The organism is Intrasporangium sp. (genome assembly GCF_035688975.1).
Lineage (GTDB): Bacteria > Actinomycetota > Actinomycetes > Actinomycetales > Dermatophilaceae > CALMNV01.
Genome location: NZ_DASSMH010000108.1, coordinates 1 through 19,394, shown reverse-complemented (window position 1 = coordinate 19,394; position 19,394 = coordinate 1). Strand labels below are relative to the sequence as shown.

The following is a 19,394-nucleotide window of genomic DNA, read 5'->3' as shown; positions in this document are numbered from 1 at the left end:
CCGCGGGCCGGTGCCCGTCCGCGGGCCGGTGCCCGTCCGGATGCTGGCGAGCACGGTCCCGACCGGGACGGTGTCCCCCTCGTGGACGAGGATCCGGCCGAGCACCCCGCTGGCTGCGGCGACGACCTCGGTGTCGACCTTGTCGGTGGACACCTCGAGGAGGGGCTCGTCGGCCGTCACCGCCGCGCCCTCCTCGAGCAGCCAGCGCGCCACGGTGCCCTCGGCGACCGTCTCGCCGAGCTGGGGCATGGTGACGTGGACCTCGTTCACGCCTGCATCGCCTTCTCGATCTCGGTCGCGATCCGGTCGACGGACGGGATCACCAGGTCCTCGAGCGAGTCCGCGGACGGCAGCGGGATGTGTGGTGTCGTGATCCTCGTGACCGGTCCGTCGAGGTCCCAGAACGCCTCGTCGCTGACGATCGCGGCGACCTCCGCACCCCAGCCGAGCGCCCGCGGGTTCTCCTCGACGGTGAAGAGCCGGCCGGTGCGGCCCACCGACTGCAGGATCGTCCGTGCGTCGAGCGGGATCAACGAGCGCACGTCGATGACCTCGCAGTCGATGCCCCGCTCGGCCAGCTGCTCGGCGGCCTGCAGCGCCCGCGGCACCATGAGGCCGAGCGCAGCGATCGTCGCGTGCTCCCCGGGCCGTCGCACCTTCGCCGTGCCGAGCACGTCCTCGATCGGCCCGTCCGGCACCTCGGCCTTGGTGGCGTAGAGGCCCTTGTGCTCGAAGAAGAGCACCGGGTCGTCGCTGCGGACCGCCGCGGCCATGAGGCCCACGACGTCCTCCGGGCACGACGGGGTGACGACCTTGAGCCCGGGCACGGCCATCGCCCAGTTCTCGACGGACTGCGAGTGCTGGGCGCCGAAGCGCAGCGAACCGCCGTTGCCGCTCTTGACCACGAGCGGGAGGGTGACCTGCCCGTTGGTCATGTAGCGCGTCTTCGCCATCTGGTTGACCACGAGGTCCCAGCAGACGGCGAAGAAGTCGGAGAACATGATCTCCGCGATCGGCCGCATGCCGGTCATCGCGGCACCCATCGCGGCGCCGAGGATGGCCTGCTCCGAGATCGGCGTATCGATGACCCGGCGGGGGCCGAACTGCTCGAGCAGCCCCGCGGTCGTCTTGAACACGCCGCCGGAGCCGGCCACGTCCTCGCCGACGAGCACGACCCGCTCGTCCCGCTGCATCTCCTGGGCGATGCCTCGCGCCACCGCCTCCCGATAGGTCAGTTGCGCCACGAGTAGCCTCCGTCAGCCCAGATGTCCGTGTATGCCGCTGCCGGGTCCGGCAGCGGGCCGTTCTTCGCCGCCTCCGTGGCCGCGTCGACCGCCGCGCCCACGCGCCGCTCGATCTCGTCCAGCTCGAAGGCGGGCACGCCGATCCGCTCGAGGCGCCCGCGGTAGATCTTCAGCGGGTCGTAGGCCAGCCAGGCCTCCAGCTCCCCTGGGGGCTTGTACTTGCCCGGGTCGGCCCGCGAGTGGCCACCGTGCCGGTAGGTCAGTGCCTCGACGAGCACCGGCCCGCGCCCGGAGCGGGCGTGCTCGAGTGCCTCCACCGCGGTGAGGTAGCAGGCGTCCGCGTCGTTGCCGTCCACGACGACCGGGTCGAGGCCGTATGCCGCGGCCCGGTCCGCCGCCGGCCGGGGGACGGCGGTGATGTCGGAGATCGCGGTGTACTCCATGTAGAGGTTGTTCTCGCAGACGAACACCACCGGCAGGTCGAAGACGGCCGCGTAGTTGAGCGCCTCGTGGAACGCCCCGATGTTCGTCGTGCCGTCGCCGAAGAAGCAGACCGCCACCTGGCCGCTGCCGCGGTACTGCGCCGACCACGCCGCCCCGTTGGCGATGGTGAGGTGCGCCCCGATGATCGCGTAGGAGCCCATCACCCCGTGCTCCACGCTCGTGAGGTGCATCGAGCCGCCCTTGCCGCCGAGCAACCCGTTGGACCGGCCGAGCAGCTCGGCGAGGACGCCTTCCATCGGGACGCCGCGGGCCAGCGTGTGCGCATGCCCCCGGTAGGTCGCGAAGGTGTAGTCGTCCTCCCGCATCGCGGCCCCGAACCCGGCGGCGACGGCCTCCATGCCCAGCGAGAGGTGGGTGGTGCCCTTGACGAGGTTCTGCATGAACATGTCGTAGGCACGCTTCTCGAACTGCCGCATCTCGTGCAGCAGCCGGTACATCCGCAGCCGCGTGGCCCGGTCGATGTCGGCGTCGTCGTGGGTCGTCTGGCTCTGCGGCGGCAGGACGATCTGGTGCTCGCCGTACGGGTGGCGTTCCAGGGGAAGTGTCATGCCCGTTCTCCCGTGAAGGTCGGCGTGTTGAGGTGGGACTGGGACTCCCGGGTGGTCGGCAGCGCCCCGCCGGTCGTGAAGTAGCGCTGACCGGCGACGAGCAGGTCCTCCGCGGGGAACTTCGTGATGACCTCGCACCCGTCCGCGGTGACGACGAGCTCCTCCTCGATGCGCGCCGCCGACCAGCCGTCCTTGGCCGGCCAGTAGGTCTCGAGCGCGAAGACCATGCCCTCCTCGAGCGGCTCCGGGTGCTCGAGCGACACGAGGCGGCTGAAGATCGGCTTCTCCCAGATCGACAGACCGACGCCGTGGCCGTACTGCAGGGCGAAGGCGGCCTCCTCGTCGGCGAAGCCGAACTCCTGCGCGGCCGGCCACACCGAGACGATGTCTGCCGTGGTCGCGCCGGGCTTGACCAGCGAGATCGCCTCGTCCATGTACTCGCGGCAGATCTTGTAGGCGTCGTGCTGGGCTGCGGACGCGCTGCCCACCGCGAAGGTGCGGTAGTAGCACGTGCGATAGCCCATGTAGCTGTGCAGGATGTCGAAGAAAGCCGGGTCCCCCGGGCGGATGAACCGGTCGGAGTAGACGTGCGGGTGCGGTGCGCAGCGCTCGCCGCTGATCGCGTTCACGCCCTCGACGAACTCCGAGCCCATGTCGTAGAGCACCTTGCTCACCAGCCCCACGGTCTCGTTCTCCCGCACCCCGGGCCGGAGGAACTCATAGAGCCGGTCGTATGCCGCGTCGACCATCGAGGCGGCCTGGGTGAGCAGGCCGATCTCGTCCTTGGTCTTGATGCGGCGGGCCTCGAGGAAGACCTGCTGGCCGTCCACCACCTCGATGCCGGCCTGCTGCAGGGCCGCGAGGACCGGCAGCTCGATGACGTCGACGCCGAGGGGCTCGCCCAACAGCCCGTTCAGCTCCAGCTCCGTCCTGACCTTGCGCGCCACCTCGTCGGCGATGCCCGCCTGGGGGTGGAAGGCACCGCGCAGGGTGGAGATGCCGGCCCGGGCCCCGCCCTGTGGCGCGGTCGCGCCGTGGTGCGGCCCGTGGACCGCACCGGGCGCGTCGGGACCCGCGTGGCTCAGCCACGGGTTGTAGAGCTGGTGGTGGCGGGCAGCGGACCCGAAGTCCCAGATGATGGGCTCGGCGCCCCGGACCAGCAGCGCGAAGCGGATCAGCTTGTCGTTGGCCCACGTGCCGATGTGGGTGGCGGTCATGTAGCGGATGTTGGAGAAGTCGAAGGCCAGCACCGCACCCAGTGACGACCGGTCGAGCTCTGCCCTCAGCCGGGCGAGCCGTTCGGTGCGCAGCCGGTCCAGGTCGAGTCGCTGCTCCCAGTCGACCGCGTTCGTTCCGTAGGTGTGGATTCCCACGTCAGTTCCTTTCGGGTTCGCGGCGCGGAGCAGGATCCCCCGCCGCAGATGGGTCGTCGGCACGTCGGACGGTGTCCGCGAACCACGCCGCCATCGCGGCCATGTCGCGGTCTCCGAAGCCGTCGTGAAGTGCGTGCTGGTGCAGCTCGAGAGCTCGCTGGACGACGGACTGGGTCATCCCGGCCTGCTTGCCGGCCTCCTCGGCCAGGCGCAGGTCCTTGGTCGCCGTGCGGAGGTCGAAGGCGACAGGCGCGTTGTCGGGGTCGGTGAAGGCCGGCCGCTTGTAGTCGAGGAACCGGTTCCACAGGACGCCGGCGGCCAGCACCTCGAAGAGCGCCTCGCTGGAGACCCCGGCCGCCCGGGCCATGACCAGGCACTCGGACAAGGCCGTGCTGAAGGTGTGGAGCAGGGCGTTGACGGCGACCTTGGCCGCGGCCCCTGCCCCGGTCGGCCCCACGTGCACCACGGTCCCCAGCGCCTCGAGGACGGGTCGGGCTCGGGCGATGACGGCCGCGTCACCACCGACCATGAGCCCCAGCCGCCCTTGGCGAGCGACCACCGTGCTGCCGCTGACCGGGCAGTCGAGGAAGCCCGCGCCCGCCGCGGCGCACCGGTCGGCGGCCTGTCGTGCGGCATCGGCGCCGGTCGTGGAGCAGTCGACGACGACGGCGCCCTTTGGGGCGCCGGCGAGGATCCCGTCCTCTCCGTCAAGCGTGCGTAGGACCGCGGGTCCGTCGGTGAGCATGGTGATCACCACGTCCGCGTCCCTGCTCGCGAGAGCCGGCGTCTCGGCGACGAGCGCGCCGGTCCGCTCGCCGACGGTGGTCGCGCGCTCGGCGGTCCGGTTCCAGACGGTGACGCCGAACCCCCGCTCGGTGAGCGCCGCGACCATCTCCGCCCCCATGCGCCCGACCCCGCAGAACGCGATCCGGGGCCGGCGTTCGCCGCTCATGAGGCACCGGCCTGGGTGTCGACGAGGAACTTGCCGCGCGCGGTTCCGGTCACCATGGGGGTGAGCGCGTCCTCGACGACCCGGTCGAGAGGGACCACCCGCTCCACGAGGAGCGGGGCCAGGTCGCGAGCCGCGAGCAGGTCGAGAGCGGCCGGGAGGTTCGTGTCGCAGACGTGCGCGAGGGTCGTCATGACGTCGATCTCGCGCAGGATGAGGTCGAGCGCCCGGAAGGACACCTCGCCCTTGGGCAGGCCGACGAGCAGGACCGTGCCGCCTCTGCGGGTGAGGCGCTGGACGCGGGAGAGACCGTCGACGACGCCACTCGCCTCGATGGTCACGTCGGCGAGGGCCGAGCCGGTGTGCTCCTGCACCACGTCCAGCGGGTCCACCTCGCCGGCGTTGACGGTCACGTCCGCGCCGAGCTTCCTCGCCGTCGCCAGGCGGGCCTCGTCGACGTCGACGGCGACGATGGAGCCGGCCCCCGCGGCCTTGAGCCCCGCGATGATGAACGAGCCGATGGCGCCCGCACCGTGCACGACGACGACGTCCCCCGGACGGACCCGGCTGCGGTCGACCGCGTGCAGGCCGACGGCCAACGGCTGGGCGAGGGCGGCGTTGTCCTCGGAGACGTGCGGCGCGATCGGGTGCAGCATCGCCTGCGGCACGGTGACGCGCTGGGTGAGCCCGCCGTCGGCCGACAGCCCGTAGGTCCAGTACGACCGGCAGAGGTTCGTCTGGCCGCGCCGGCACCAGTCGCACTGACCGCACCACACACCCGCGCCCGCGGCGACCCGGTCGCCGACCGCGAAGCGGTCGACGCCGTCCCCGACGCTCTCGACGACCCCGATGAACTCGTGCCCGAGCACGACCGGCCCGAGGACGCCGCTCGCCGGGTGCCGGTTCTTCAGGGGCGTCATCACGGGGCCCGCGGCATACTCGCTGGCATCGGTGCCGCAGAGCCCGGCCCGGGTCACCGCGAGCCGGACCTCGCCAGCGCCCGGCTCGGCCGGCTCCGGCCGCTCCTCGATGCGCGCGTCCCCTGCGGCGTGCAGGACGAGGGCCCTCATGAGCGAGCGCCGTTCTCGATGTGCACCTTGACGTTCTCGTCGGTGCGGCGGGCGGCCGCGTAGGCCTCCGGCGCGTCGGCCAGGGAGAAGCGACGGGTCACCATCGGGGTGAGGTCGAGACCGGTCCGCGCGAGAAACCGCAGGGTCTCCTGCCAGACGCCGGGGGAGCCGATGGTGCCGCGGATCTGCAGCTGCTTGGACTGGATCAGCCCGAGCCTGGCGGTGGCGCTGCGGCCGACGTCGATCCCGATGTTGACCAGCCGGCCGTTGAAGCCGGCCACCTCGAGGGTCGCCGCCATCGCGGCGGGCTGCCCCGAGGCCTCCATCACCACGTTCGCGCCCTGCCCGCCGGTCAGCGCCATGACCTCCTCGGTGAAGCCCTCCGAGGTGGGGTCGAGCACCTCCTCGGCTCCGAGCTGCCGGGCCAGAGCGGCACGGGTGGGGTCCGGCTCGGCGGCGATGACCCGCGCTCCGAGCGTCGAGGCCACCGCGACGCAGCTCAGGCCGATCGGGCCGGCGCCGAAGACGACGGCGGTGTCGCTGGCGTTGAGGTTGCCGGCCCGCATGGCGGCGAAGTAGGCGCAGCTGAAGGGCTCCACCAGCGCGGCCTGGCCGTCGGTGAGCTCGTCGGGCACGCGATGCAGCCACTCCGGGCGCACGACGAAGAACTCGGCGGCCGCCCCCGAGATGGAGAAGCCGAAGTGCTCCGTGCCGATGACGCATTCGCCGAGGACCCGGTCGCCGGGACGGAAGTCGGACACGTTCCTGCCGACCTCGACGACCTCGCCGGACCACTCGTGCCCGGGGATGACGGGGTACTCGAACGGGATGATGTAGCGGCCCTCGAGCAGCTCGAAGTCCGAGTGGCAGATGCCGACGGACCGCAGCGTCACGAGCACCTCGTCGGCGCCGATCCTCGGCACGTCGAGCTCGGCGAGCGCCAGCTGACCGACGCCCTGGAACTGGACGGCCTTCATGATGGGCTTCCTTCCGTGGGGATGACTCGCTCCTTGCGCAGCCGGTCGAAGAGGTCGAGGAAGGACTGGGCGCTGTCCTGGACCCGGGTGAAGCCGGCCTCGCGGCTCTTGGTCATGTCGGCATGGGTCTCCACGGTGCGACCGAGGTCGCTGTCGGTGTGCCACCACGACACGAGCCGGTCCACGTCGGGCTCGACGAGGCCTTCGCGCTCCGCGATGCGCCGCCACGTCTCGGCGGCGTGCCCCATCCGCCCCTCCAGAGGGGTGGGGTGCCCGGGGTACGGTGCGGGGTCGACCCCGAGCCCGGAGGCGACCACCTCCCACATCTGCCGCCAGTGGAAGGTGTCGCCGTTGGTGACGTTGAAGGCCTCGTTGCGGGCCTCCGGCGCGGTCGCGGCCCAGGCGAGGTGCTCGGCCAGGAGCCGGGCGTCGGTGATGTCGGTGGTGCCGTCGTACTGTTCCGGCGAGCCCGGGAAGACGAACGGCTGGCCGGTCTCGCGGGCGAGCGTGCCGTAGACCGCGAGGGTCACGCCCATGTTCATGGCGTTGCCGAGGGTGTACCCGATGACGGTGTGCGGCCGGTGGACGGACCACGAGAACCCGAACCGGTCGGCGGCCTCCCAGAGGATGTCCTCCTGGGTGTAGTAGAAGTTCTCGTGCTCGAGTCGCGGCTGGCTTTCGCGGAACGGCGGCTTGGCCGGGTTCTGCGCGTAGGCCTCGAACGGCCCGAGGTAGTGCTTGAGGCCGGTCACCAGACAGACGTGCTCGAGGGTGCCGACGGTCCCGGTGGCGTCGAGGACGTTGCGCAGCATCGCGCCGTTGACCTCGATGTTGCGGGCCTCGGTGTCCTGACGGGACCAGGTGCAGAAGAACACGTGGGTGGCCTTGACGTCCGCGGCGACCGAGGCGATGGAGGCCGGGTCGGAGATGTCCGCGCTGACGCTGCGCACGCCGTCGGTGTCCATCCCGCGGCTGCGCGAGACGCCGACGACGTCCCAGCCGGACCGGGCCAGGTGCTCGGCGGCGTTGCGCCCGGTCAGCCCGGTCGCGCCGACGACGAGTGCGGTGCGCTCAGACATGGGTCAGGCCCCCGTCCGCGGTCTGGAAGAGCTCGAGCGTCACGCCGTCGGGGTCCTTGAAGTAGACGAACGAGCACCCCTTGAGCGGTCCGTCGTCGATGGCGAGCGGCGGCGCGAGGCACTCGACGCCCTTGGCGAGCAGGCCCTCGTAGGCGACCCGCAGGTCCGGCACGTGGATGCAGACGTGCGCGCTGCCGACGTCGGCATTCGACCGGTCGAACGTCTCCTCGCGCTCGTTGTCGTAGCACAGCAGCTCCACCACGCAGCTGCCGAAGCGCAGGAAGGCGAAGCGCAGCTCGGCATCCGGCACGCCCACGGCGGTGGACAGGTCGGGGCCCGACCCGTGGGCGACGAACTCTGGCTGCACCCCGAAGACCCGCTCGTACCAGGCGAGCGAGGTCTCCAGGTCGCGCACCGTGATGCCGACGTGGTGCAGGTCTCCGAAGGAGTCCATGGGGTCTCTCTTTCTCGGTCAGGAACCGGAGCGGACGAGGACCTTGAGCTGGTCCCCCTGCGGGTCGATCAACGTGTCGAAGCCCTGGGTGACGACGTCGTCGAGCGGGATCTGGGAGGTGACGGCCTTGCCGACGGGGTACTGGCCCGAGGCGACCATGCGGATGATGCGCGGCCAGTCGGTCATCCACCAGCACCAGCTGCCGTAGAGCGTCAGGTCCTTCTCCGACAGCGCCATCGCGTCCAGGGTGGCCGGCTTGGTGTGCAGGCCCGTCTGGACGATGGAGGCGCGGCGGCGGGTCTGGGTCACGCAGGACGCGAGCCCGGGGGTGGAGCCGGAGCACTCGATCGCGAGGTCGACGCCGTCACCGCCGGTGAGCCGGCCCACCAGCTCGTCGAGCTCCCCGGTGGTCGGGTCCACGACATGGCCGATGTCGAGGGAGGCGGCAAGGCGCGACCGGTTCGGGTTCGGCTCGGAGATGACCACCGCGGATGCGCCCACGGCGCTCGCGTACATCGCCGACAGGATGCCGATGGGCCCGGCGCCTGTGACGAGCACGATGTCGCCGCCGGTCACGCCCGCGCGGTCGACGCCGTATGCCGCGACCGCGGCGGGCTCGATGACCGCGCCCTCGAGGTCGGAGACCTCGTCAGGCAGCTTGGCCACCTGGTACTCCTTCACCAGGGCGTACTCGGCCAGGCCCCCCGTCTCGGCGCTGAGGCCGGTGCAGGCGAACTGGACGCAGAGGTGCCCCTGCCCACGACGGCAGTAGCGGCAGCGGCCGCAGATGATGGCGGGCATGACCGCTACCCGGTCCCCGACCACGACGTCGCGTACGCCCGCGCCGACGGCAGCGACCCGGGCAGAGAACTCGTGCCCCATGGTCTGCGGCAGGGTCGCCCCGGTCAACGGATGCGGGGAGGTCGGGGTGACGATCGGCCCCACGGCATACTCGTGCAGGTCGGTTCCGCAGATGCCGCAGTAGGCCACCTGCAGGAGCACGTCGTCGTCCTCCCGCACCTCAGGGGTGACGACGTCCTCGACGCGGAGGTCCTGCTTTCCGTAGTAACGCGCTGCGCGCACGGTGTTGTCCTTTCGTTCGAGGGCTGCGGCGGTGGGGGGCACAGTCAGTGGGCGACGCCCGTGGCGCGGCGTCCCGCGCCGCGCACCTGGCTGTAGACGAGGGCCGCGATGACGATGAGGGCTCCCTGGAAGAGGTACTGCCAGGTCTGCGACAGCCCGAGGAACGTCGTGGCGTTGAGGAGCTGGACGATCAGCCCCGCGCCCAGGAGGGTGCCGATGAAGCTCCCCCGACCTCCGAGCAGGCTCGTCCCGCCGAGGACCACGGCCGTGATGCTGGTCAGCGTGTAGCCGACTCCTTGCGCGGGGTCGCCGATCCCCAGCTGGGACAGCAGGATCAGGGCTCCGAGGAAGGTGAACAACGACACGATGGCGTAGCCGAGGATGACCGTCCGCGTCGTGCGGACACCGAGACGACGGGCCGACTCCTCGTCGGAGCCGACGGCCCGAATTCGCAAGCCCCATGGGCTCCTGCGCAGCAGGTACTCCATGAGCAGCGTGACCGCGACGAGGACGATGAAGGCGACGGGAATCGGGCCCACCTTGATGGTCAGCAGCTCGGTGATCGAGCTGCTGACGAGTCCGCCGGGCGTGGCGCGCAGGAGGAAGCTGAAACCCTGGAGCGCGATGTACGTCGCGAGCGTGGCGGCCACCGGGGTGAACTTGCCAAACCGGATCAGGGAGCCGTTGACCAGGCCCGCCACGGCGGCGAGGGCAGCCATGAGCAGCAGGCCGACCACCACCGCGCCCCCGGAGCTCTCGTCAGTGAGGAAGAAGGAGCCCACAACCACGAGGAACCCGGCGAGGGGGCCAACCGACAGGTCGATGCCGGCCGTCATCAACGCCACCGTCTGACCCAGCGCGATGAAGCCGAGCGCACTGACGAGCAGCATCACCGAGCTGACGTTGAACGGCAGCAGATACCGGTCGTTTCTCGAGAAGATGTAGGCGCCCAGCCCCACCATGACGGCGGCCAGGATCAGCACGGGCGCGTAGTCGCCCTCGAGCCGGCGGCGCCAGCTCGGTGTCAGCAGCCGCCTGCCCGCCTTCTCCTCCTGGGTGCGGGTCTGCGTGGTCGAGCCCACCGCGGCCCGGATCATCCGCTCCTCGGTGACCTCGTCGCCACGAAGCGATGCGACGACGTGGCCGCGGGACAGCACGATCACCCGGTCGCACAGGCCCTCGAGCTCCTTGGCGTCCGAGGAGGCGACGATGACAGGGACGCCGTTGCTCGAGACCTCGCGGAGGATGCGGTAGATCTCGGCCCGCGCACCCACGTCGACGCCCTGGGTCGGCTCGTCGGCGAGCAGGATCCTCGGCTGGGAGAGCAGGGACCGCGCCATGACGACCTTCTGCTGGTTGCCTCCGGACAGGCTCGTGACGGGCGACTCCAGGGTTGCCGTCTTGACGTTGAGGCCGGCGAGCTCGGCGCCGACGACCTCGACCTCGCGCCGGCGGCTGACGAAGCGGCCGGTGCTGAGCCGGGTGAGCGCGGTCAGCGCGGCGTTCTCGCGGACCGACATCGACATCATCAGCCCCTCGTGGTGCCGGTCGGCGGGCATGTACGCCGACGTGCTGTGCAGCTGACGGGTGCTGACCTTCGTGCCACCGATGGTGATCACGCCCGAGTGCGCCGACAGCCCCGCAAGCGCACGGAGCAGCTCGCTCTGGCCGTTGCCCACGACTCCGGCGACCCCGATGACCTCGCCGCGCCGCGCGCTGAAGGTCACCCCGGAGAACCGGTCGCCCGACACGTCCTCGACGACGAGCACGGGCGGCTCGTCCTCCGGCCCCAGGTGCTTGGGAGGGAAGGTGTACTCGAGCTGGCGCCCGACGATCATCGCGAGGAGCTCCTCGTCGCTGACCTCATCGACGACGCTCGTGCCCCGGTTGTGGCCGTCACGCAGCACCGTGACCCGGTCGGCCAGCTCACGGACCTCGGCCAGCCGGTGGGTGATGTAGACGACCGCAGTGCCCTCCCGCGCCGCGGAGCGGACCAGCTCGAAGAGCAGGCCGACCGACTCCTGGCCCAAGGGGGCCGTGGGCTCGTCGAGGATGAGCAGGCGCGGCCGCATCGCCAGCGCCTTGGACAGCTCGAGCAGGTGCTTCTGGGCGATCGAGAGCCCGCCGACGCGGTCCTCCAGGTGCGCGGAGGACCCGACCCGGTCGAGCAGCGCCCGCATCGCGGCCTGCCGCCCGCCCGGCGCGTCGAGGTAGCGGTCGGGCACCGCCACGGCGATGTTCTCCGCAACCGTCAGGTCGGCGAGCACCGCGGGGTGCTGGTGGACGATGGCGATCCCGAGCTCCGTGGCCCGGGCGGGCGTCAGCTCCTCCACGGTCTGGCCGAGGACGGCGATCGAGCCCTTGTCGGGCGTGGTGGTGCCGGAGGCGATGCCCATGAGGGTCGACTTGCCGGCGCCGTTCTCGCCGAGCAGTGCATGCACCTCACCGGGCAGCACCTCGAGCGAGACGTCGGTCAACGCGTGGACCGCGGCATACGACTTGGAGATGCCGTGCAGCGCCATCGTTGGCAGCGCCACGGCGACCGGGGTCTCGTGTGTCTGGTTCGTCACCACATCGTCCTAAGAAAGGGGGTGCAGGGTCTGGCGTGGTCGCGGGCCGGGCGCCGGCCGCGGGTGCTGACACCGGCGCCCGTCCCGCGAGGTGGCTACTTGAGCAGCTTCGCCTGCTCGGTGCCCGGCAGCTCCGCCGAGAGGTAGACGTCCGCGGGAAGGTCCCGCTTGCACTGGACCGGCTTGTCCTTGGACTCGGAGTCCTCGAAGACGACCGAGGGGAACGTCGAGGACTCCGGCACCTTGCCACCGGTCGCCCGGGCCACCGCCTGGTCGATGGCCAGGCGCGAGTGGTCGTTCTGGGTCGAGACCGTGAACAGCTTGAAGTCCGGGTTCTTGGCCTTGTGGTCCTCGTAGAAGCAGGACAGCACGTTGCCGTCGGACGCCGCGATCGCCGGGATGGAGCGCCCGCTCTGCTCGAACACCGGCAGGGCGCCGACAAGTGACGGGCCGAAGTCGGAGACGATCACGTCGATCTGCTTGTTCTGCGCGATCGCCGCGGTGAGCACCTTCTGGGTCTGGGCCGGGTCCCAGTTCGTCACCTCGAACGGCTGCTCGCCGATGAAGGTGTACTTGCCCGCGGCCTCGAGCACCTCGTGCAGGCCCTTGCCCTCGTCGCGCCCCTGGCTGTTTCCGGGGGGACCGCTGAGGAACAGGACGTTGCCGCCGTTGGGCAGGATCTTCTTGATCCACTCCCCCCAGTTCCGGCCGGCGTCCGCGAACTTGGTGTCGACGAACACGTCGAAGTCGGAACCGGCCTTGCCTCCGGGGTCGACGCGGTAGGGCACCGTGACGACGCCCGCGGCGTGGGCGCTGCGCAGGGCGGGGAGGATCGCCGGACCGGCGTCGGGGAAGACGACGAGGGCGTTGACTCCCTTGGCCACCATGCCCTGGATGTCCGCGATCGCCTTCTGGGTGTTGCCTTGCCCGTCGGCGTACTGGAAGTCCGTCACGCTCGGGCACTTGGACGCCTCGTCCTTGGCGGAGGCCGTCGTCACCAGGCGCCAGCTGTTGCCGCCGAAGCCGTCGGTCATGCCGAGGACGATCTTCTTGGGACCGCACCAGGACGGCCCTTGCCCGCCGGCGGTGCCGCCGGCGCCCGACGACCCGGGGCTCGGGCTCGCGCTGCTGCCGCACGCGGCGAGGGTCAGGCTGAGCGCTCCGGCGCCGGCAACGGCAAGGAACCTGGCTCGACGACAGTGTCGATTCATGGGTGTGCTGCCTTTCTGGGGCTTTCGTGGGATGTGACCGGCGTGACGTGCTGTGACGCTGAGTCGGCCGCGACCGGCATGCCGAGTCGGGCAGGCGGTGCCGGGGACGGTCAGGTGGCGGCCGTCTCGTGGCGCGCGGAGGATGCGGCGAGCCGGCGGCGCACCGCGGACCAGTCGACCGTGTAGAGGGCCACCCCGACGGTGAGCGCGGCGGCCTCGACAAGGGTGCGGATGGCGAAGGACACGCCCAGCGCGAGGACGAACTGCTCGAGCTGGCTGAGGAACACAGCGGCGACCGCCGTGGGTACGAGGAACCCGCGGCCACCGAGCAGGGAGGTGCCTCCCAGGACCACGGCCGCGACGGACGGCAGCAGGTAGGCCTCGCCCTGGAATGCCGTGGGCTGGGCGATGACGCCCGCGAGCAGGACACCACCGAGCCAGTAGAGGACCTGCGCCCAGACATAGGCGCCGGCCCGGTACCACGTGGTCGGCAGACCGGTCGCGGCCGCAGCCACCGGGTTGGCCCCGATCGCCTCGAAGCGCCGGCCGCCGACGGTCAGCTTCATGGTCACCGCGGCGATGGCGACCACTGCGAGGGCGAAGTAGACGGAGTTGGGGATCCCGAGGGAGAGGCCGCCCGCCACGCGGCGCAGCAGGTCGGTGGTGCGCCGTGGCGAGCCTCCGGAGATGCCGAGCACGACGGCATACAGCAGAGCGTTGGTGCCCAGCGTCGCCACGATCGGGTTGAGGCCCCGCCAGCCGACGAGCAGCCCGTTGAGGATGCCGAAGGCAACAGCCACCCCGAGGCCGAGGACCAGGGCTCCGAGCAGCTTGCCGTCGGTGCCTGCCGGCACGTAGGTGGTGATGACGACGGCCAGTGAGACCGCGCCGGCCACCGACAGGTCGATGCCGCCCTGCTGCACGACGAGGGTCTGGCCGATGGCCACGATGGCCAGCACCGCGGCGAAGGGCAGCGTGCCGAGCAGGGCGCTGCGGCTCACGCTCGTCGGCGCTGCGACCACACTCGCGCCGAGCAGCAGCACGAGGGCCACGGACACGGTCAGCATGCCGCGGGAAAGACCAAACCGGGCGCCACCCCTGACCACGGGGGCCTGCGTTGCCTTGGTGCTCATGCTCACCTCCGGATCCAGTCGGCGGGAGGGACACCGCCGTGGTGTTTCGTGGGACTGTACACACCTCACGCCGGTGTTCACAAGGGGTTCTTTCGCGCGAGTATCGCGGCGGCCGGGAGGCGACGGCGCCCACAGGCCACGCCGCTGTGGTGTTCATGGACGCCTCCTGGTTGACCGATAGGTGCGCAGACGTTAATGATGACTGATCACACGCGGGTGAACGATCGACTCCTCGACCTACCACCTGGACCCTTGCACTCGACTCGCCGGAGGCGACCACCATGAAGATCAGCGACCGCCTGGGCCACCTGACGTACTCCACGCTGGTGCACCCCGGGGACACCTGGCCGGAGATGCGCGACAGCGTCAGCACGTTCGTGCCGGCCGTGAAGAAGCGCGTCTCCCCCGACGCGCCCATGGGCCTGTCGCTGCGCCTCTCGGGCGCCTCCGTGGCCGCCCTCCAGGCCGACGAGGCCGAGCGCGCCGACTTCCTCGCCTACCTGCGAGCACAGGACCTCTACGTCTACACGATCAACGCGTTCCCGCACGGCCCCTTCAAGGGCCGGTCGGTCATGGAGCAGGTCTACGAGCCCGACTGGGCCACCGAGGAGCGCATGCGCTACACCATGGGAGTCGCCGACGTGCTCGTGGACATCACGGAGGCCGACGTCGAGCCGTCCATCCAGACGGCCCCGCTCGCGTTCAAGCCCAAGGTCGAGGGGCCCTCCTACGTGGAGGGGTTCACGACCAACCTGCTGCGCGTCGTGGCCCACCTCGTCGATCTCGAGCGTCGCACCGGCCGCCGGATCAAGCTGTCCCTGGAGCCGGAGCCCTACTGCTTCCTCGAGACCACGGACGAGACGGTTCGCTACTTCGAGGACCGGCTCTACTCCCGCGCAGGCGCCGAGGAGCTCGCGGCCCTCGCGTCCTGCCCGGTGTCGGAGGCCATCGGCCTCATCCGCCGCCACCTCGGTGTCGTCTTCGACATCGGTCACCAGTCGGTGGAGTTCGAGGACATCCCGGCCGCCCTCGGGTCGCTCGTCGCGGCGGGTATCCCGATCTTCAAGCTGCAGGAGGCGGCCGCCCTCTGGGTGCCCGAGGTCACCGACGAGGCCGTCAACGCGCTCGAGAAGTTCACCGACACGATCTACCTGAGCCAGACCACCGAGCGGCGGGACGGGGAGCTGACGCGGTTCCTCAACCTCGGCGACGCCATCGCGGCGTGGAAGGAGAAGCCGGGCGGTGCCCGGGAGTGGCGCACCCACTTCCACGTCCCGGTGTTCCTCGACGAGATCGGCGGCTTCCGCACCACCCGGGTCAACATCGAGGCCGCTCTGGAGCTGCACAGGCGCACGCCGCTGTCGGACCACCTCGAGATCGAGACCTACACCCGGGACGTCCTGCCCGAGGAGCTGAAGACCGGGGACATCACCGAGTACGTCAGCCGGGAGATCGAGTGGGTGCGCGACGTGCTGACCTCGGGCGCCCCGGCCGACGCCCGCTGACGACGACGAGACGAGACGAGACGAGGAGCACTGCCATGGCTGGACGCGTGGAGGGCAAGGCCATCATCATCACCGGCGCGGGCAGCGGCATGGGCCGGGTCTTCGCCCTCGGGCTGGCCCGCGAGGGAGCGACGGTCGGCGTGCTCGACCTGCGCAGGGAGGCCGCCGAGGCGGTCTGCGAGGAGCTGGTGGCCCAGGGGCTGAAGGGTATGCCGCTCGCTGCCGACGTGAGCAAGCGCGAGCAGGTCAGCGCCGCGTTCGACGCCTTCGTCGACGAGGCGGGGCAGCTGGACGTCCTCTTCAACAACGCCGGTTTCAACGAACCTCAGCCCCTGCTGGAGGTGACCGAGGAGAACTGGCGGGCGATCATGGACGTCAACGCGCTGGGGACGCTCATCGGCACCCAGGAGGGCGCCCGTCGCATGATCCCGCGCAAGGAGGGGAAGATCGTCAACACCTCTTCGATCGCCGGCCGGCAGGGCTATCCCAGTTTCGCGCCGTACTGCGCGAGCAAGTTCGCCGTGAACGCGCTGACCCAGGCGGCGGCTCGGGCCCTGGCGGAGCACAACATCACGTGCAACGCCTTCGCGCCGGGCGTCGTCGACACCCCGCTGTGGGCCAAGCTCGACGCGGACCTCATGGCCATCGGCGACGCGCAGGAACCGGGGCAGGCGATGGCGGACTTCGCCGCCGGGATCCTGCGCGGGCGGGTCGCGACCGGGGAGGACCTGCTCGGAACGGCGCTCTACCTCGCCTCCTCGGACTCGGATTACCTCACCGGACAAGTCATCATGATTGATGGCGGCATGGTGCTGGTCTGAGCCTCCCCGACCGTACCCGCGAGCGAGGCACAGCGGATCGCCGAACTCCCACACACCGAAGGAGCACCATGGCCTCAACGCCTCAACCACCCGACCGGGAGGGCCCCCCGGCCGTGAACCTGGGGCTTCGGCTGCGCACCGCGCGTCAGCGAGCTGGCCTGTCGCTGCGTGAGCTGGCGCGGCGGCTGGGGGTCTCCCCCTCCTTCATGTCCCAGGTGGAGAACGGCAAGGCCCAGCCGTCGGTGGCCACGCTCTACTCGCTGTCGCAGATGCTCGAGGTCTCCATCGACCACCTCTTCGAGGGCGACGAGCCCGGCGCCGATGCCGGCGCGGCGGTCGCGACGCCGAGGCGTGAGGACGGCGACGGGCTCGCCCTGGCCGAGGTGTCGCACCCCGACCCGACCCTCGACACCCGACCCGCGGACCATGGGGCCTCGGAGACCTCCGAGGGCACCCCGGTGAGGCGGAGCGACCTCGGCTCCCTGCAGCAGGTGTGGCGGGACAACGGGAGCATCAACCGGCTCTCGATCACGACCCCGGGCAGCCGCACCCGGCTCGTGATGGACACTGGCGTCATCTGGGAGCAGCTGGCCACCAACACCGCACACCAGCTCGACTTCATGGAGATCACCTACCCGCCGGGCAGCAGCTCCACGGTCGACGAGCGGATGCTGCGCCACGACGGGTTCGAGTACGGCTACCTCCTTGAAGGAGAGCTCGAGGTGACGCTGGGCTTCGACGTGTTCACCCTGCGGGCCGGTCAGGCCGTGGGGATGGACTCGTCGGTGCCGCACCTGCTGCGCAACCGCGGGACCGTCGCGGCCAGAGGCATCTGGTTCGTGCACCACCGGCACGACTGACCGCAGTGACGTGCAGCCAGCACCACCCTTGCGCGGTCAGATGCGGTCAGATGTAGATGGCGGGGTCGACCTCGTCGGCGCCGGACCGGCGGGCTGGGAAGCGCACCACGGCCGGTATGCCGGTCGCCACGGACCCGTCCGGCACGTCCTTGACGACGACGGAGTTGGCGCCGACCTGCACGTCGTCGCCGATCCGGACCGGGCCGAGGATGCGGGCCCCGGCGCCGATGGTGACGCGGTCTCCCACGGTCGGGTGCCGCTTGGTCTTCGCCAGCGACCGGCCGCCGAGCGTCACGCCGTGATAGAGCATGACGTCGTCGCCCACCTCGGCCGTCTCGCCGATCACGACCCCCATGCCGTGGTCGATGAAGAACCGGCGGCCGAGCCGCGCCCCGGGATGGATCTCGACACCGGTGGCGAAGCGCGCCGCCTGGGCGAGCAGCCGTGCCGGGAGTCGCCCGCCCGGCTGGGTCCACAGGGCGTGCGCCCCGCGGTGCGCCCAGATGGCATGCAGGCCCGGCGACGTGAGCACGAGCTCGAGCCGGGACCCGGCGGCCGGGTCCCGGGCGATCGCCGCGTCGATGTCCTCCCTGACCCGGGCGGCCAGCGCCCGGAGCCGGCCAAGCCCTGCGGCATACGACGACCGCCCGGGAGCCGGCTCGCCGCTCACGAGCGTCAGCCCGGGAGGGGTGGGCGGACCATCGGGCGGGACCTGCACGGCGCTCGCCATGTCAGTCGACCAGGCCCTCGAAGAGGATCGTCGACAGGTAGCGCTCGCCGAACGACGGGATGATGACGACGATCGTCTTGCCCTCGTTCTCCGGGCGGGCCGCGACCTGCGCGGCGGCCGCGATGGCGGCGCCGGAGGAGATGCCAACGAGCAGGCCCTCCTCCGTGGCCGCCCGGCGGGCGTACGTCACGGCGGTCGACGCGTTGACGTCGATGACCTCGTCGTAGACGGACGTGTCGAGGATCTCCGGGACGAAGTTCGCGCCGATGCCCTGGATCTTGTGCGGGCCGGGCTGGCCGCCGTTGAGGATGGCCGACTCCTCCGGCTCGACCGCGATGATCTGCACCTCGGGCTTGCGCGCCTTGAGCACCTGGCCGACTCCGGTGATGGTGCCGCCGGTGCCGATCCCGGCGACCACGATGTCGACGGCGCCGTCGGTGTCCTTCCAGATCTCCTCGGCGGTGGTCCGGCGGTGGATCTCGGGGTTGGCCTCGTTGGCGAACTGCCGGGCGAGCACGCCGCCGCGCTCGGCGGCGATCTCGTCGGCCCTCTCGACCGCGCCCCGCATCCCGGTGGCCGGGTCGGTGAGGATGAGCTCGGCGCCGAACGCGCGCAGCAGGGCGCGGCGCTCCTTGCTCATCGACTCGGGCATGGTGAGGACGACCTTGTAGCCGCGGGCTGCGCCGACCATGGCGAGGGCGATGCCGGTGTTGCCGGACGTCGCCTCGACGATGGTGCCACCCGGCTTGAGCTCGCCGCTGCGCTCGGCCGCGTCGACGATCGCCACGCCGATCCGGTCCTTGACGGAGCTGGCCGGGTTGTAGAACTCGAGCTTGGCGGCCACCGTCGCCGGGGCACCGTCGGTCACCTTGTTGAGGCGGACGAGCGGGGTGTTCCCGATCAGCTGGGTGACGTCGTCGTGGATCGGCATGAGCTGGGCTCCCTTTGGGCGGTCGGATCGGTCGTGCTGGTGCGGCTGCTCTGCGCGAGAACTCCGCGCGGCTTATGAGTATTCCAAGCCAAGGTTATCCGACCTCGCTTGCCGACGCGGTGGCGGGCGGCGCACGCGCGGCGCCGAACCGAGACGCGACCGTCGTCACATCGTCCTAAGCGCGTGCTTTCCCCCTGCGTAGACTGCGCCGCATGACAGCCCTGCAGATCGTGGCCGTGGTCGTGTGTCTGGCGGTGACGGCGGTTGCGGTGGCGTTGCTGGCCCGGACGGTGAACGGTTTGGTGGCGACGTTCCGTCTGGGTCAGCCGGAGTTCCGTGGGGATGACAAGGG

18 protein-coding genes are annotated in these 19,394 nt (G+C 71.0%); 3 read left to right on the top strand and 15 right to left on the bottom strand.

The genetic code is table 11. The features are described from left to right. The 13 genes from VFJ94_RS11285 to VFJ94_RS11225 form a co-directional block, all read right to left on the bottom strand. Positions 1 to 270: biotin/lipoyl-containing protein (locus VFJ94_RS11285; protein WP_414654604.1), on the bottom strand; the 270-nt coding region annotated here is incomplete at its 3' end. Continuing rightward, positions 267 to 1,244, bottom strand: coding sequence for an alpha-ketoacid dehydrogenase subunit beta (locus VFJ94_RS11280; protein ID WP_325004304.1), 978 nt, complete (start codon positions 1,242 to 1,244; stop codon positions 267 to 269). The genes VFJ94_RS11285 and VFJ94_RS11280, both read right to left, overlap by 4 nt. After that, entirely contained in the window at positions 1,232 to 2,296 is a 1,065-nt protein-coding gene (locus tag VFJ94_RS11275; RefSeq protein ID WP_325004303.1) for a thiamine pyrophosphate-dependent dehydrogenase E1 component subunit alpha, read from the bottom strand. The genes VFJ94_RS11280 and VFJ94_RS11275 overlap by 13 nt, the downstream gene beginning before the upstream one ends. Next, a complete protein-coding gene (locus VFJ94_RS11270; protein ID WP_325004302.1) occupies positions 2,293 to 3,669 on the bottom strand; it encodes a Xaa-Pro peptidase family protein in 1,377 nt (458 codons plus the stop codon). Before VFJ94_RS11270 ends, VFJ94_RS11275 begins: the two co-directional genes overlap by 4 nt. A gap of 1 nt (position 3,670) precedes the next feature. Continuing rightward, positions 3,671 to 4,621 carry an NAD(P)-dependent oxidoreductase gene (locus tag VFJ94_RS11265; protein ID WP_325004301.1) on the bottom strand — a complete coding sequence of 317 codons (951 nt, stop codon included), beginning with the start codon at positions 4,619 to 4,621 and terminating at the stop codon, positions 3,671 to 3,673. Next, entirely contained in the window at positions 4,618 to 5,688 is a 1,071-nt protein-coding gene (locus VFJ94_RS11260; protein WP_325004300.1) for a zinc-dependent alcohol dehydrogenase, read from the bottom strand. The genes VFJ94_RS11265 and VFJ94_RS11260 overlap by 4 nt, the downstream gene beginning before the upstream one ends. Beyond that, positions 5,685 to 6,665, bottom strand: coding sequence for a zinc-dependent alcohol dehydrogenase (locus tag VFJ94_RS11255; protein ID WP_325004299.1), 981 nt, complete (start codon positions 6,663 to 6,665; stop codon positions 5,685 to 5,687). Before VFJ94_RS11255 ends, VFJ94_RS11260 begins: the two co-directional genes overlap by 4 nt. Then, positions 6,662 to 7,744: an SDR family oxidoreductase gene (locus VFJ94_RS11250; RefSeq protein WP_325004298.1), complete on the bottom strand. Its 1,083-nt coding sequence runs from the start codon at positions 7,742 to 7,744 to the stop codon at positions 6,662 to 6,664. Before VFJ94_RS11250 ends, VFJ94_RS11255 begins: the two co-directional genes overlap by 4 nt. Continuing rightward, entirely contained in the window at positions 7,737 to 8,198 is a 462-nt protein-coding gene (locus tag VFJ94_RS11245) for a VOC family protein (protein ID WP_325004297.1), read from the bottom strand. Before VFJ94_RS11245 ends, VFJ94_RS11250 begins: the two co-directional genes overlap by 8 nt. An 18-nt stretch (positions 8,199 to 8,216) precedes the next feature. Beyond that, positions 8,217 to 9,281, bottom strand: coding sequence for an alcohol dehydrogenase catalytic domain-containing protein (locus VFJ94_RS11240; RefSeq protein ID WP_325004296.1), 1,065 nt, complete (start codon positions 9,279 to 9,281; stop codon positions 8,217 to 8,219). 44 nt (positions 9,282 to 9,325) lie between these two features. Beyond that, on the bottom strand, positions 9,326 to 11,851 hold the full coding sequence (locus tag VFJ94_RS11235; protein WP_325004295.1) for an ATP-binding cassette domain-containing protein: 2,526 nt from the start codon (positions 11,849 to 11,851) through the stop codon (positions 9,326 to 9,328). Between the two features lie 95 nt (positions 11,852 to 11,946). Then, positions 11,947 to 13,062: a substrate-binding domain-containing protein gene (locus VFJ94_RS11230; protein WP_325004294.1), complete on the bottom strand. Its 1,116-nt coding sequence runs from the start codon at positions 13,060 to 13,062 to the stop codon at positions 11,947 to 11,949. Positions 13,063 to 13,172: 110 nt separating this feature from the next. Next, positions 13,173 to 14,195, bottom strand: coding sequence for an ABC transporter permease (locus tag VFJ94_RS11225; RefSeq protein WP_325004293.1), 1,023 nt, complete (start codon positions 14,193 to 14,195; stop codon positions 13,173 to 13,175). A 281-nt stretch (positions 14,196 to 14,476) separates the two neighbouring features. On the opposite strand from VFJ94_RS11225, the gene eboE reads away from it, so the two are divergent. From eboE to VFJ94_RS11210, 3 genes are all read left to right on the top strand, one after another. Next, positions 14,477 to 15,700, top strand: coding sequence for a metabolite traffic protein EboE (eboE, locus tag VFJ94_RS11220; protein ID WP_325004292.1), 1,224 nt, complete (start codon positions 14,477 to 14,479; stop codon positions 15,698 to 15,700). 35 nt (positions 15,701 to 15,735) lie between these two features. Continuing rightward, the gene (locus tag VFJ94_RS11215; protein ID WP_325004291.1) at positions 15,736 to 16,521 is read left to right on the top strand and encodes an SDR family NAD(P)-dependent oxidoreductase; all 786 of its coding nucleotides are present in this window, start codon (positions 15,736 to 15,738) and stop codon (positions 16,519 to 16,521) included. 68 nt (positions 16,522 to 16,589) lie between these two features. Further along, a complete protein-coding gene (locus tag VFJ94_RS11210; RefSeq protein WP_325004290.1) occupies positions 16,590 to 17,381 on the top strand; it encodes a helix-turn-helix domain-containing protein in 792 nt (263 codons plus the stop codon). Positions 17,382 to 17,427: 46 nt separating this feature from the next. Here VFJ94_RS11210 and epsC read toward each other — a convergent pair whose 3' ends face one another. Together epsC and cysK are read right to left on the bottom strand one after the other, a co-directional pair. Further along, positions 17,428 to 18,051, bottom strand: a complete 624-nt coding sequence (gene epsC, locus VFJ94_RS11205) for a serine O-acetyltransferase EpsC (protein ID WP_325004289.1) — start codon at positions 18,049 to 18,051, stop codon at positions 17,428 to 17,430. A gap of 61 nt (positions 18,052 to 18,112) precedes the next feature. After that, positions 18,113 to 19,042, bottom strand: coding sequence for a cysteine synthase A (gene cysK, locus VFJ94_RS11200; RefSeq protein WP_325004288.1), 930 nt, complete (start codon positions 19,040 to 19,042; stop codon positions 18,113 to 18,115). Positions 19,043 to 19,394: the final 352 nt, after the last annotated feature.

Coding starts and splice junctions, on each gene's coding strand:
- VFJ94_RS11275 (WP_325004303.1), bottom strand. CDS start 2,296: ATGACACTTCCCCTGGAACGCCACCCGTACGGCGAGCACCAGATCGTC.
- VFJ94_RS11265 (WP_325004301.1), bottom strand. CDS start 4,621: ATGAGCGGCGAACGCCGGCCCCGGATCGCGTTCTGCGGGGTCGGGCGC.
- VFJ94_RS11260 (WP_325004300.1), bottom strand. CDS start 5,688: ATGAGGGCCCTCGTCCTGCACGCCGCAGGGGACGCGCGCATCGAGGAG.
- VFJ94_RS11255 (WP_325004299.1), bottom strand. CDS start 6,665: ATGAAGGCCGTCCAGTTCCAGGGCGTCGGTCAGCTGGCGCTCGCCGAG.
- VFJ94_RS11250 (WP_325004298.1), bottom strand. CDS start 7,744: ATGTCTGAGCGCACCGCACTCGTCGTCGGCGCGACCGGGCTGACCGGG.
- VFJ94_RS11245 (WP_325004297.1), bottom strand. CDS start 8,198: ATGGACTCCTTCGGAGACCTGCACCACGTCGGCATCACGGTGCGCGAC.
- VFJ94_RS11230 (WP_325004294.1), bottom strand. CDS start 13,062: ATGAATCGACACTGTCGTCGAGCCAGGTTCCTTGCCGTTGCCGGCGCC.
- VFJ94_RS11225 (WP_325004293.1), bottom strand. CDS start 14,195: ATGAGCACCAAGGCAACGCAGGCCCCCGTGGTCAGGGGTGGCGCCCGG.
- eboE (WP_325004292.1), top strand. CDS start 14,477: ATGAAGATCAGCGACCGCCTGGGCCACCTGACGTACTCCACGCTGGTG.
- VFJ94_RS11215 (WP_325004291.1), top strand. CDS start 15,736: ATGGCTGGACGCGTGGAGGGCAAGGCCATCATCATCACCGGCGCGGGC.
- VFJ94_RS11210 (WP_325004290.1), top strand. CDS start 16,590: ATGGCCTCAACGCCTCAACCACCCGACCGGGAGGGCCCCCCGGCCGTG.
- cysK (WP_325004288.1), bottom strand. CDS start 19,042: ATGCCGATCCACGACGACGTCACCCAGCTGATCGGGAACACCCCGCTC.